At 51.0% G+C, this 12,320-nt stretch carries 13 protein-coding genes and 3 tRNA genes; 7 read left to right on the forward strand and 9 right to left on the reverse strand.

All coding sequences use genetic code 11. The features are described from left to right. Window positions 1-25: 25 nt before the first annotated feature. The 5 genes from osmY to N7922_RS21225 form a co-directional block, all read right to left on the reverse strand. Complete coding sequence (osmY, locus tag N7922_RS21205; protein WP_263098138.1) at window positions 26-643, reverse strand: molecular chaperone OsmY; 618 nt, start codon at window positions 641-643, stop codon at window positions 26-28. Between the two features lie 384 nt (window positions 644-1,027). Next, window positions 1,028-2,617: a peptide chain release factor 3 gene (gene prfC, locus N7922_RS21210; protein WP_263098139.1), complete on the reverse strand. Its 1,590-nt coding sequence runs from the start codon at window positions 2,615-2,617 to the stop codon at window positions 1,028-1,030. Between the two features lie 92 nt (window positions 2,618-2,709). Next, window positions 2,710-3,387, reverse strand: coding sequence for a pyrimidine 5'-nucleotidase (gene yjjG / locus N7922_RS21215; RefSeq protein ID WP_263098140.1), 678 nt, complete (start codon window positions 3,385-3,387; stop codon window positions 2,710-2,712). A 16-nt stretch (window positions 3,388-3,403) separates the two neighbouring features. Next, on the reverse strand, window positions 3,404-3,844 hold the full coding sequence (rimI, locus tag N7922_RS21220; protein ID WP_263098141.1) for a ribosomal protein S18-alanine N-acetyltransferase: 441 nt from the start codon (window positions 3,842-3,844) through the stop codon (window positions 3,404-3,406). Then, window positions 3,813-4,226, reverse strand: coding sequence for a DNA polymerase III subunit psi (locus tag N7922_RS21225; RefSeq protein WP_263098142.1), 414 nt, complete (start codon window positions 4,224-4,226; stop codon window positions 3,813-3,815). The genes rimI and N7922_RS21225 overlap by 32 nt, the downstream gene beginning before the upstream one ends. A gap of 261 nt (window positions 4,227-4,487) precedes the next feature. Between N7922_RS21225 and rsmC the strand changes: the two genes are divergently transcribed. The 4 genes from rsmC to N7922_RS21245 all read left to right on the forward strand — a co-directional run bounded on the left by rsmC (window position 4,488) and on the right by N7922_RS21245 (window position 6,002). Beyond that, entirely contained in the window at window positions 4,488-5,516 is a 1,029-nt protein-coding gene (rsmC, locus tag N7922_RS21230) for a 16S rRNA (guanine(1207)-N(2))-methyltransferase RsmC (RefSeq protein ID WP_263098143.1), read from the forward strand. Between the two features lie 166 nt (window positions 5,517-5,682). Next, window positions 5,683-5,769 (forward strand) — tRNA-Leu (locus N7922_RS21235). Between the two features lie 28 nt (window positions 5,770-5,797). Next, window positions 5,798-5,884: transfer RNA gene (locus N7922_RS21240), tRNA-Leu, on the forward strand. A 31-nt stretch (window positions 5,885-5,915) separates the two neighbouring features. Then, window positions 5,916-6,002 (forward strand) — tRNA-Leu (locus tag N7922_RS21245). Window positions 6,003-6,035: 33 nt separating this feature from the next. Here the strand turns inward: N7922_RS21245 and N7922_RS21250 are convergent. Beyond that, entirely contained in the window at window positions 6,036-6,314 is a 279-nt protein-coding gene (locus tag N7922_RS21250) for a DUF1435 domain-containing protein (RefSeq protein ID WP_263098144.1), read from the reverse strand. Between the two features lie 216 nt (window positions 6,315-6,530). On the opposite strand from N7922_RS21250, the gene N7922_RS21255 reads away from it, so the two are divergent. Beyond that, window positions 6,531-7,595: a GGDEF domain-containing protein gene (locus N7922_RS21255; protein ID WP_263098145.1), complete on the forward strand. Its 1,065-nt coding sequence runs from the start codon at window positions 6,531-6,533 to the stop codon at window positions 7,593-7,595. 102 nt (window positions 7,596-7,697) lie between these two features. Beyond that, window positions 7,698-8,486, forward strand: coding sequence for a siderophore-iron reductase FhuF (gene fhuF / locus N7922_RS21260; RefSeq protein WP_263098146.1), 789 nt, complete (start codon window positions 7,698-7,700; stop codon window positions 8,484-8,486). A 43-nt stretch (window positions 8,487-8,529) separates the two neighbouring features. Here the strand turns inward: fhuF and N7922_RS21265 are convergent, their stop codons facing one another. Beyond that, window positions 8,530-9,870, reverse strand: a complete 1,341-nt coding sequence (locus N7922_RS21265; protein ID WP_263098147.1) for a PTS sugar transporter subunit IIC — start codon at window positions 9,868-9,870, stop codon at window positions 8,530-8,532. Between the two features lie 339 nt (window positions 9,871-10,209). Here N7922_RS21265 and N7922_RS21270 point away from each other — a divergent pair, with 339 nt between their 5' ends. Next, complete coding sequence (locus N7922_RS21270) at window positions 10,210-10,668, forward strand: YbaK/EbsC family protein (protein WP_263098148.1); 459 nt, start codon at window positions 10,210-10,212, stop codon at window positions 10,666-10,668. 48 nt (window positions 10,669-10,716) lie between these two features. Here N7922_RS21270 and bglJ read toward each other — a convergent pair whose 3' ends face one another. Both bglJ and N7922_RS21280 read right to left on the reverse strand, forming a co-directional pair. Beyond that, window positions 10,717-11,331: a DNA-binding transcriptional activator BglJ gene (gene bglJ, locus N7922_RS21275; protein WP_263098149.1), complete on the reverse strand. Its 615-nt coding sequence runs from the start codon at window positions 11,329-11,331 to the stop codon at window positions 10,717-10,719. A gap of 20 nt (window positions 11,332-11,351) precedes the next feature. Further along, window positions 11,352-12,065 carry a LuxR C-terminal-related transcriptional regulator gene (locus tag N7922_RS21280; protein WP_263098150.1) on the reverse strand — a complete coding sequence of 238 codons (714 nt, stop codon included), beginning with the start codon at window positions 12,063-12,065 and terminating at the stop codon, window positions 11,352-11,354. Window positions 12,066-12,320 lie beyond the last annotated feature (255 nt).

A 12,320-nucleotide genomic window follows, 5' to 3' on the forward strand; every position in this document is an offset into this window, starting at 1 on the left:
CCGGGTATGACATTTTCAGGAATCGTTACTTAACTTTGAGGTCGTTTTTCACGCTTTTAACGCCATCTATTGCTTTGGCGATACTTTCCGCGCGTTCACTTTGGGCTTGTGAATCTACCGTACCGGATAACTGCACCACTCCATCAGTGGTTTCGACTTTCACCTTACGGGAAGGTACAACGTCGTCTGCCAGCAGTTTGGCTTTGATTTCACTGGTTGTTGCGGTATCCCCCGCATAACCTTTTACTGACTGATTTTTACCGTCGCGAACGTGCAGCTTATCGCTGACGGACGCTACGCCTTGCACGCCTTTGGCCACGGAAACAGCCTGTTCGGCCTGCGCCTGGCTCTCAACAAAGCCGCTCAGCGTAACCACCTTTTTCTCGGTTTTGACGGAAATATCGGTGCTCTTAATGCTCTCATGATCCACCAGCGCCGCTTTTACCTTCGCGGTGATGGTGCTGTCATCCATGAAGCCACCGACTTTATTCATAGAGCTATCGATTTTTTCGCCTGCACTGGAGGCCGCGTTTTGCGCTTTGTCAGTAGTGGTGTCTGCCGCGAGGGCGGAACCACTCGCCAAAGCCGAACCCAGCATGACAGCCAGCAGAGTTTTTGAAATCTTCAGTCTTGTCATAGTCATCGATGTCATTCCTGTTGGTTTGCCCACAATTTGGGCTACAAGCAGCAACGTTGGCTGCTCTACTGCCTGGTGAATCTCACCCAGTTCAGAAATCAATGGCTTCGGTCACAACACCGTCACACATCGCCCTGAGGCAGTTATTAATGTCAATTCGCAATGATAATGGTGAATAAAAGACCACTTAACACGAAATGAACAGGACTTTTACCCACCCGACATGTCATCACTTTGTTAAATATAGATCACGCTTGCCAAAAAACCCGGACAAGTGGTTAAAAAGTGAGCGAAAGAGGGAAAAACGGCAGGTTTTAAGAACTTTCCGCAACGGGCTAATAAGACAGGAAAAGTGATGGAGCACGGCGTACGCCGTGCTCCACGCAAGGATTAGTGCTCGCGGGTTTTATGGAAGGTGACGTCAGGATAACGTTCCTGAGTGAGGTTCAGGTTGACCATGGTTGGTGCGATATAGGTCAGGTTATCGCCGCCATCAAGCGCCAACTGGATTTCGTTTTTACGCTTGAACTCTTCAAATTTCTTCACGTCGGTGCCTTCAACCCAACGCGCAGTGGCGACGTTGACCGATTCGTACACCGCTTCCACGTTGTACTCGCTCTTCAGGCGTGACACGACTACATCGAACTGCAGCACACCGACCGCACCGACAATCAGGTCGTTATTGGAAATCGGGCGGAACACCTGTACCGCACCTTCTTCAGAAAGCTGGACAAGGCCTTTTAGCAGTTGTTTCTGTTTCAGCGGATCACGCAGACGGATACGGCGGAACAGTTCCGGGGCAAAGTTCGGAATACCGGTGAACTTCATCATCTCACCCTGGGTGAAGGTATCGCCAATCTGAATGGTACCGTGGTTATGCAGACCGATAATATCGCCCGGATAGGCCTCTTCCACATGAGAGCGATCGCCCGCCATAAAGGTTAACGCGTCTGAGATCACTACATCTTTACCGGTACGCACCTGACGCAGCTTCATGCCCTTTTCATAACGCCCGGACACCACACGCATAAACGCCACGCGGTCACGGTGTTTCGGATCCATATTGGCCTGGATCTTAAACACAAAACCGGTGAATTTTTCATCACTGGCAGTGACTTCACGGGTATCGGTTTTACGCGGCATCGGCGCTGGCGCCCACTCCACCAGACCATCAAGCATGTGATCCACACCAAAGTTACCCAGCGCGGTACCAAAAAATACCGGGGTAATTTCGCCGCTCAGAAACAGTTCTTTATCGAACTCGTTGGAAGCGCCCTGCACCAGTTCCAGCTCATCACGCAGCTGTTTCGCCAGGTCTTCACCCACCGCGCTGTCGAGCTCCGGGTTATTCAGCCCTTTAACAATGCGGACTTCCTGGATGGTGTGCCCTTTACCGGTCTGATAAAGGTAGGTTTCGTCTTTATAAAGATGGTAAACGCCCTTGAACAGTTTGCCGCAGCCAATTGGCCAGGTGATCGGCGCACACGCGATCTTCAGCTCATTTTCCACTTCATCCAGCAGCTCCATCGGATCGCGGATGTCACGGTCAAGTTTGTTCATAAACGTCAGGATCGGCGTATCGCGCAGACGGGTGACTTCCATCAGCTTACGCGTCCTGTCTTCAACGCCTTTTGCGGCATCAATCACCATCAGACAGCAGTCCACTGCCGTCAGCGTACGGTAGGTATCTTCGGAGAAGTCTTCGTGCCCGGGGGTGTCCAGCAGGTTAACGAGGCTGGTTTTATACGGGAACTGCATTACGGAGGTGGTAATGGAAATACCACGCTGTTTTTCCATCTCCATCCAGTCGGATTTTGCATGCTGGCTGGAACCGCGGCCTTTTACCGTACCGGCAGTCTGGATCGCCTGTCCGAACAGCAGCACCTTTTCAGTGATGGTGGTTTTACCGGCATCGGGGTGCGAGATGATAGCGAACGTACGGCGCTTCGCCACCTCTTGAAAATAAGGAGACAACGTCATAATGAAAATCTTCTGTGTAATTGCGCGGCCTCAGGCCACGCGATGAAATACGAAAAATGCGGCTATTGTACTCAACGGCTGAGTGCAGACAATCAATGTTTACACAGGAGTTGCTCCAGTTCGGTTAGGGAGGTCACGGTCCAGGTTGGGTTAATGCCTTCCGGTAATGCGCGATCGTGCGCATTCAGCCAGCAGGTCGACAGCCCGGCGTTGATACCGCCCAGAATGTCGGATTCCGCCGTGTCACCCACCATCAATACGCGCGCGCGATCCGGGTTGCCGGCCTGCTGCAGGGCGTAATCAAAGATTTTAGGATCGGGTTTGGCGACGCCCACCTGTTCGGAAATCACTAATAAATCAAAATAGTCGCGAAGGCCGGTTCGTTCCAGACGAATTTGCTGCAACGCGGTAAATCCGTTGGTGATGATGCCAAGCTTCGCTCTGCCTCGCAGGCTATCAAGCAGCGATACCGCGCCAGGCAATGGCGCGCAGATTTCGGCCATCGCGTTGAGAAACGCATCATTAAGCGAGCCCGCAGGCACATTCAAACGCTCAGACCAGCTTTGAAAACGCTGATGCTGCAGTTGCAGCGCGCTAATCGCGCCGTTCTGGTAATCCACCCAGAGCGGTTTATTGACCGCCTGGTATTCGGCAAAATCCTGATCGGTAAATGTCACGCTATAGTCAAGAAACATCCGTTGTAAGCCACCGAACGCGTCAAACGTAAACAGCGTTTCATCGGCATCAAAGAGTATCCAGTCCCATTTCATTACATCACCTTTATTATCAGAGAGGCAGCGCCATAATAATCGCATCCTCACGCCCGTTGGCCGTGGGGTAATAATTACGACGGATCGTCGCCTCGTTAAATCCTAAACTTTCGTACAGCGCAATTGCGCCGGTGTTGGAGGCCCGCACTTCCAGCCACAGCGTCAGTACGCCGCGGGATTCCAGTTCGCGGATAAGATGCTCCAACAGTTGTCGGCCAAACCCTTTACGTTGCCAGGCCGGATCGACGGCAATGTTGAACAGCGTGGCTTCATCCAGCACCACCTGAGTGATGGCGAATGCCGCCATTTCGTCCCCCACCATCAGTCGATAGTTGAGGTAGCGTTCACCCTGATTACTGGCGAGCGTTTTTTCACTCCAGGGGAAGGCGTGCGCCCGGGTTTCAATCGCGTAGGCGCGGGCTAAATCAGTCGTGCTGAGGGAAGAAATCGTGTTCATGTTCGCAGATTTGTTGCCATAACGCGGCGCATGCCGCAGGGTTGCCGCGTAATTCATCGTACGGAGCCGTTGAGACTTGTGCTCCAGCCAGCGCCAGCGGTCCATCAACGCCCAGCAACCAACTATTACACTGACTGCCGGGGGGTAACATCGCGACGCGATCCGGCGTCAGTTGCAAGACCTGATCCGCCGTAATGGTCAGCGCGCGCAACACATCACTTACCAGCGGCTCAGTCAGCGCTGGCAGCGAGGGCGCGACCATCACCAGCCGGATATGCGCAGGCAACGAGATGGCGATCTCACCCTGCAGCACCGCGGGGTGGCGCAAGGTCCACTGGGTAATGCCCAGTTGCTGTAATTGCCAGTCGCGTCGGGAAGTCATAGCAAAACACTCCTGTGTGTCAGGCGCGCAAATATAGCAAACTCAGCGCCTGTTCGCCATTAAGACGCAGCCAACAAAGAGGCAGCATGAAGGATACTCACCCTGTACACACCATCATTCGCGATGCGTCGAGGCGGCAAGGATGAGGATCCCCGGGAGCTTACACCAGTAAGTGACTGGGTTCCGAAGACGATGCCAACAAAGAGGCAGTGTGAAGGATAACGTGTATAATCGCCGCCAGAATTTAACGAGGAACCCCCCATGTCCGCTTTTACCCCGGCAAGTGAAGTCTTGCTGCGCCACAGTGACGATTTCGAACCCAGCCGCATTCTTTTTGCCGGTGATTTGCAGGATGACCTGCCCGCACGTCTGGACACCGCGGAAAGCCGCGCCTGGACTCAACAGTTTCACCAGTGGCAAACCTTAAGCCAGCAAATGGGCGAGCGCGCTCACTATAGCCTGGTTGCCGACAGCGCAACGGTTGGCGATTGCGATACGCTGGTTTATTACTGGCCGAAAAACAAACCGGAAGCGCAGTTTCAGTTGATGAATCTGCTTTCCTTGCTACCTGTGGGAACCGACATTTTCGTGGTCGGCGAGAACCGTAGCGGTGTACGCAGTGCTGAGCAGATGTTGGCGGAGTATTGCGCGCTGAACAAGGTCGACAGTGCCCGCCGCTGCGGTTTGTATCATGGCCGCCTGGAAAAAACGCCCGCGTTCAACCCGGACGGATTCTGGGGTGAATATGCGCTGAACGATTTGACGATTAAAACGCTACCGGGCGTATTCAGCCGCGACGGTCTGGATGTCGGCAGCCAGCTGCTGTTGTCAACCTTGACCCCGCATACTAAGGGCAAAGTGCTGGATGTGGGTTGCGGCGCAGGTGTACTGGCGGCGGTACTGGCGAGCCACTCGCCGAAAGTGCGTCTGACGCTGTGCGACGTATCGGCTCCGGCGGTAGAGGCCAGCCGCGCAACGCTGGCGGCTAACGGTTTCGAAGGTGATGTGTTTGCCAGTAACGTCTTTTCGGAAGTGACCGGCCGTTTCGATATGATCATCTCCAACCCGCCGTTCCACGATGGTTTGCAGACCAGCCAGGAAGCTGCACAGACGCTGATTCGCGGCGCCGTGCGCCACCTGAACAGCGGCGGCGAGTTGCGTATTGTCGCTAACGCCTTCCTGCCCTATCCGGATGTATTAGATCAGACGTTTGGTTTCCATGAAGTTATTGCACAAACCGGCCGTTTTAAAGTCTACCGTACGGTGATGACGCGCCAGGCGATAAAATAATCGCAATTCCCGGTGGGGACGACTCACCGGGTTCCACTTCCTCTGCGTCTCAGCGCCCATTTTTACAGCAATCAGCTTCCGTTGGCTTAATTAACTGTTGACGAAAAGTTGAAAACATCTAGAATGCGCCTCCGTGGTAGCGATACTTCAAGAGTATCGATGGTATGCGAAGGTGGCGGAATTGGTAGACGCGCTAGCTTCAGGTGTTAGTGTCCTTACGGACGTGGGGGTTCAAGTCCCCCCCCTCGCACCATAAACCACGCTGATATTGCTCGCACTGTGCGAAGGTGGCGGAATTGGTAGACGCGCTAGCTTCAGGTGTTAGTGTTCTTACGGACGTGGGGGTTCAAGTCCCCCCCCTCGCACCAACGAGGCAATATCAAAAAGTAAGATGACTGTGCGAAGGTGGCGGAATTGGTAGACGCGCTAGCTTCAGGTGTTAGTGTCCTTACGGACGTGGGGGTTCAAGTCCCCCCCCTCGCACCAGATATCTTATACACTCCCTGTATGACTCTCCCGTTACAATATCATTTTCAAATTCATCATCAGCAGCATCATTCCGCCGACCAGCGCAACGCCTGAAGGCAACAGCACAAAGTGCCGTAAACGTTTGTGGTACAGCATTGCTGGCGTGAGCAACAGCCCAAGTACAATGACTCCCCGCCAGGCGTTAACTGACAGATCGGCAAGCGCCAGAATGGCAACAACAATGCCTGGTAATACAATCCCCCATCCACTCCCCAGCGCGCGTTGCAACATGCTTTCATCTCTCAAAGCGATAATGATAACCAATATCATATGATATGTTTTCTCATTTGTCAGCCCGATACGAAACGCCAGTATGAAGATTACTCATCTTCTAATGACAGGCATTCAGTAAGGTGATAAATTAAGCGCCACTTAAATGAAAATCCAAATCACTAATTTTTCGCGATAACTGTTTCATCGCGTTACATTTTCTTTTTTTGACTATCAGCACGCCGTTAGATTACGGATAAACAACGATTTTTAGGTATGACATTACAAACCTGGCAATCTCTCTGTAACAAGAAATATCGATTGTCCCTGCGTCTATTTCTGTTACTCAATGCGATCTCAGCGCTGTTCTCCATAGCTCTGCCGCTCTATAACTTGCGTATCCTGACGATCCCCGTATGCATCATTTTCGCGGCAAGCCTGGTGTTGCCAGCACTACACTACTATTTCCCCAGCCGAAAAATTAATATCACCCTTATTTCACTGATATTTGGCTGCCTGTGGGCGTGGCATGTAATCACTAAAGTCAGATTAATAAATGATAATGCTGATGCCTTTCTGCTGATTGCTTTATTGAGCATTCTGTTTATTGGCACCATTGCTTTTTCAAATCATATCCTTGCCTTTTTATTTCACTCGTTACCGGTATTCATCAGCTGTTTGTGGCTAAGCAGCGGAGAGAGCGAATTAAGAATGGTCTACTCCTTTGCACTGCCGGTATTGGGCATCTCTATTCAGCATGCAATTCAAAAGCGTAATGATCATTTTGCCCAGGCATTAATGAATCGCCTGATGCAGGAGCGCAAAACGCTCAATGATTTGAGCATGCTGGATCCGCTGACCGGCTTGTACAACCGCCGGGGTTTGCAGCATAAACTCGACAATATGCTGGCGGTAGATGATAGCCCCCGCTATGTGCTGCTTCTCGATATTGATCACTTCAAAGCCTATAACGATCATTACGGTCACATGATGGGGGATCAGGCGCTAATCCGCGTGTCTGCCGCCTTGCGCAATGCCGTACGCTCACGCGATATTGTTGCCCGCTTTGGTGGTGAAGAATTTATGATTCTGATTAATAACGCAGAACAGGAAGATGCCCGTCGTACCGCCGAGCGTATTCGCCAGCAAGTGTATGATCTGAAAATTCCGCATATGTTCAATGAAAGCGTCGCCACAAACGTCACCGTCAGTATTGGGATTGCGCCATTGCTCGGTAATGACATCGACGCGTCTCTTTCCCGTGCCGATAAAGCCCTGTATGAAGCCAAACATATGGGACGCAATAACATCCTGGTGAGTGAAGAATTACAGCCCGTCTGAGGCGCGCCCGCGCTAACTTTACGATAAACACCTTGCTATCGATTTTATCCGTGGTTAGGATTAAAAATCATTATCATTTAGATTTATCATCCTGCGACTGCCATGACTTCACGTACCGCAACGAACGCTGAAAATGTTATCTGGCGAGGGAGCCTCAACAATGAGCGCGATTCGCTGGCTAATGCCGTACGGGAAACTCTCGCCAGCCATCGCGAATATCTGCTTGATTTTATTCGTCTCGATGAACCAGCACCTTACCAGGCCATGACGCTGGCGGAATGGTCACAAGGAAGCGCGTTACAGACGCTTATTGCGACCTATTCCGATCATATTTATCGCAACCAATTAACGCAGCCGCGGGAAAACAAACCGTTGCTCTCGCTGTGGGCACAGTGGTATCTCGGGCTGATGGTACCGCCTTTGCTACTGGCGCTGTTGACGCAGAAAAGCGCAATCGACATTGCGCCTGAACATTTCCACGTCGAGTTCCACGAAACCGGCCGTGCCGCGTGCTTCTGGATTGATGTTCAGCCCGATCGCGTATTAACGTCGTGCAACGATGCCCAAAGAATGTCCGCGCTGACCACACACGCCATGCTCCCGGTTGTACAGGCGCTGGAAGCCACCGGAGAGATCAACGGTAAGCTTATCTGGAGTAATACGGGCTATCTGATTAACTGGTGCCTGGGGGATATGATCCCCCTGCTTGGCGAAGCGCGCGTCGCAGCGCTGCGCCAGACCTGCTTCTTTGAAAAGCAACTTGCCGATGGCAGCGACAATCCGCTGTGGCGCACCGTTGTGCTGCGGGACGGTGTGCTGGTACGCCGTACCTGCTGCCAGCGCTATCGTCTGCCGGATGTCCAGCAGTGCGGGGACTGTACGCTAACATAAGCAAAGGGGCGGTTATTCCGCCCCTTTGCTTTCCTTTACGCGTTTACGCAACCTGTTTATCGTTTTCTGCGCGCTGTGCTTCTTCTGCTTCCTGTTCCAGCAACTGTTTTTCATACACTTTAAAGAACGGATAGTAGATAACCGCAGACACACAAGCGAGTAAGACCACCAGAATGGCTGCCCGGAAATCCCAACCCAGCGCCCACGCGCCGCCAATAGGTGCAGGAGCGGTCCATGGCACAACGGAAATCACTCTGCCAATAAGATCCAGTTTCATCGCCGCCCAGGCAATGATGGCGTTGATCGTCGGGGCCAGCAGGAAGGGAATAAAGAATACCGGATTCATTACGATGGGCGTGCCAAAAATGACCGGTTCATTGATGTTGAAAATACTCGGTACGACGCTTAAACGCCCAATGGAACGTAAATGTACCGAGCGGCTGCGCAGGTAGCAAAACACCAGCCCCATCGTCGCCCCGGAGCCACCAATCACGATAAAGAAGGTCCAGAACGCTTCCATAAAGATATGCGGCAACGGCGCGCCCTGCGCCAGCGCGGTCTGGTTCAGCCCAAGGTTCGTTAACCAGAACATTTGCAGCATACCGGAAACGATCGCGGCGCCATGAATGCCAGCGAACCACAGTAAATGACCAATGATCACCGCCAGCAGAATGGCCGGTAATGAATCCGCTGCCGCCACCAGGGGTTTAAACAGCGCCATAATGGCTTGCGGGATCAGCATATTGAACTGCGTCTGGATCAGCAGACTCAATGGATAAAGCGTCAGCACGACCACCAACACAGGAATGAGCAAATCAAACGAGTTTTTGATCATCGGCGGCACCTGATCGGGCAGGCGAATACCAATGTTATGCGCTTTCAGAAAACGCATCATTTCCACACAATAAATCGCCACCAGGATCGCGGTGAAAATACCGGTGCCGCCGAGGCTATCTACCGGCAACGTGCCGTTGGTTTTGGGTGCAGCCACCAATAAGAAGGCCATCAGCGATAGCATGGCGCACATAAACGGATCCAACTGATGCGACTTCACATAATGCTTACCGAGATTGTAAGCAATGGCCGCGCAGATATAGATAGACATAATGCCCATCGTCATATCGAAAGGCGTGAGGATCCGCCCTTCATACTGCTTCGCCAGATCGAGCCAACCGCGGGCAAAACCCCAGGTGGTGTCCGGCGAAAATGGCGGATAAGCAAAGACCAGCAGGAACGACCCCACAATCATAAACGGCATTGCGGAAATAAAACCGTCACGGATGGCCATAACATGACGTTGGGAAGAGATTCGCCCGGCAATCGGGCTGACGTAGTTTTCTATAAACCGGAAAATGAGGTTAAACGCAGCATGGTTGGCAGACATAGCAGATCTCCTGTCAGACTAACAAAGTAAGCGCACCAGCGAATATTCTGCCGCGTCGCGATCCATTTTTTCTCTGTGAAACCACGTGGTTTTTGGAACCAGCATTACAACGAAACAGGATACGTTCATAGACGGCTCTTTATTTAATTTTCTGGGCAGAGGGAAGTGACAAAATGAGTATTAACCCGGGTTGGTGACACTGCAACCGGTTACTGTAACCGGTTTCCGCGATTGTGAAGGCGATCGATAATCTGGTTGTAAGGCGTTTGTTAAGCAGGGATATTTACAGCAATAACATGCTTGTGACAGATTAATAGCGGTCTTACGCAGGAGAACATCATGAGTTTGCAGTCTGTGCGGCAATTTTTTGCCGACAATGCCCCCGACATCGATATCATCGAACTGAGCCAAAGCACGGCAACCGTGGCGCTGGCCGCTGCGGCACATCATGTAGAGCCAGGGCAAATCGCCAAGACACTGTCGTTAAAAGTAAAAAATGAAGTCATTCTGGTGGTCGCCAAAGGCGACGCGCGCCTGGATAATAAAAAACTAAAAAGTACCTTCGGAGCGAAAGCGCGGATGTTAAGCAGTGATGAAGTGGTCACGATTACCGGCCATCCCGTTGGCGGCGTCTGCCCATTCGGCCTGGAAAACCCCGTGGCGATATATTGTGATGTGTCGTTAAAACAGTATCCGGAAGTCCTGCCGGCTGCCGGAGCAATCCATAGCGCCGTACGTATCTCGCCTGAAAGAATGGCGGAACTCACCCGCGCAAAATGGATAGATGTGTGCCTGTAGTCTCGTTGCACCAGCACCAGGTTTGATGCCTGGCGCTGGTGCAAAAGGCTAATTGGGATACTGGCCATATGCGTGCGGCATCCATGTCAGAATATCCGCCGCATTAAGCAAACTAACATCAGACGTTACACCCAGCTTTGTCATCGCGTTGAATTTGTGCGCGCGTATGGTTTTAACATTGCGATCCAGCTGTGAAGCAATTTCAGCCATGGAGAGACCGCGCGTCATACAGTTCAATATTGCCCGCTCTGTCGGGCTGAGCGTACGGCACTGGCTCACATACCAGTGATTCAGAATATTGTCATTGATATGCCGGGTTTCACCGAAGAGCGTGACAAGCTGCTCCAATAAGAGCGGCAACGAAGCCGATTTACTCAAAATGCCATGCAACCGCAAAGATGAAAAAAGTCCGACCAGTTGCGCTTCGCGATCGTCCTCAACCAGGACAATACGCTGGACGCCAGGATGAGAGTATGAAAGCAAATGCAGCCCCATTAAACACTCACGTCGTTCTTCCCGCAGTCCAAAAAGAGAATAAATGACAGAAAAAAAAGACGTCTGTTTGAGTGCCTGACGGAACGCGGCAAAATTTTTAAAAAAATGAAAAGAGTATTGACAATATGCCGGATCGCTAAATAAATTCTGCAATCCGACCTCACTCATTATGCATTTTTCGATGATGGCTACGTTTCTTTTTGTGCAATTATTTCCCATTCTTTCCGCTCTCCGAATGCCGTTCCTAAATTGAGCTCTTTCATTCCCCGTGAACTATTTATCCATGTGTACAGGTCCGCATTACTGCGCAACAACAATCGCCGCATTGCACTATTTTTTTGCGCACTGATAGTTTTATTACTCTTTTTTAGCAGTGTTGCGATTTGATTTATTCCCCACCCTTTACCTAACAGACGTAATACTTTCCGTTCGGAAAACGTGAGCGCATCACCCATCGCGCTATTCTCTTCAGGGAAGTCTTCTGCAGGCATCAAAAGCGTCTGACTAATTTTTCCCGTCTTCTCATGACTCGTCTGAATAGTCGTGACAATTTCAGCAATCGACTCCTCATCAGAAAGCAATGTTGTGTAAGGACGTAACAGCAGCTGTTCCGCAACCGGATAGAGGCTACCGGAGACAAAGAAAATCCAGTGCGCATTATCGCATTGCGAGAGCAGTGAATAGTATTGCTGGCAATTTCTGCGCGCATACCGCTGTTCGCCTGTTAAGTCGACAATAACAATACTGGCGCACTGTATTTTTTGCAGCGCTATCGCCTCTATGGATGAATAATAGGTCAATTCGTATTCGGTAAAATGCCGGGCGAGTATGCCCTCTATCCCGGCGCTGAATACGGGCATTCGACTAATAATAACCCCATGTTTACTACTTAGTGATAGCATAAAACCTCCGCTTCCATTCGCGAGCTCTATCAATTCTCGTTATTAATATTTACTTAACTGATGAAATTAATGCGAAATAACCCCACATCTCGTCAGAATGACGCGGCGAAAAATTAGTGAAATGCATGATTAGCGATTAAATATAACGTTGTAAAATTATAGTATTGCCCACTCCTGTGTCAACATAACACAACGTCCTTTCAAACACTCCGGATATTATTAAAAAATAAAATAAGAAATTAAACCAATCAATAC

Source organism: Kosakonia sp. ML.JS2a (genome assembly GCF_025642095.1).
In the GTDB taxonomy this organism is placed as follows: Bacteria; Pseudomonadota; Gammaproteobacteria; order Enterobacterales; family Enterobacteriaceae.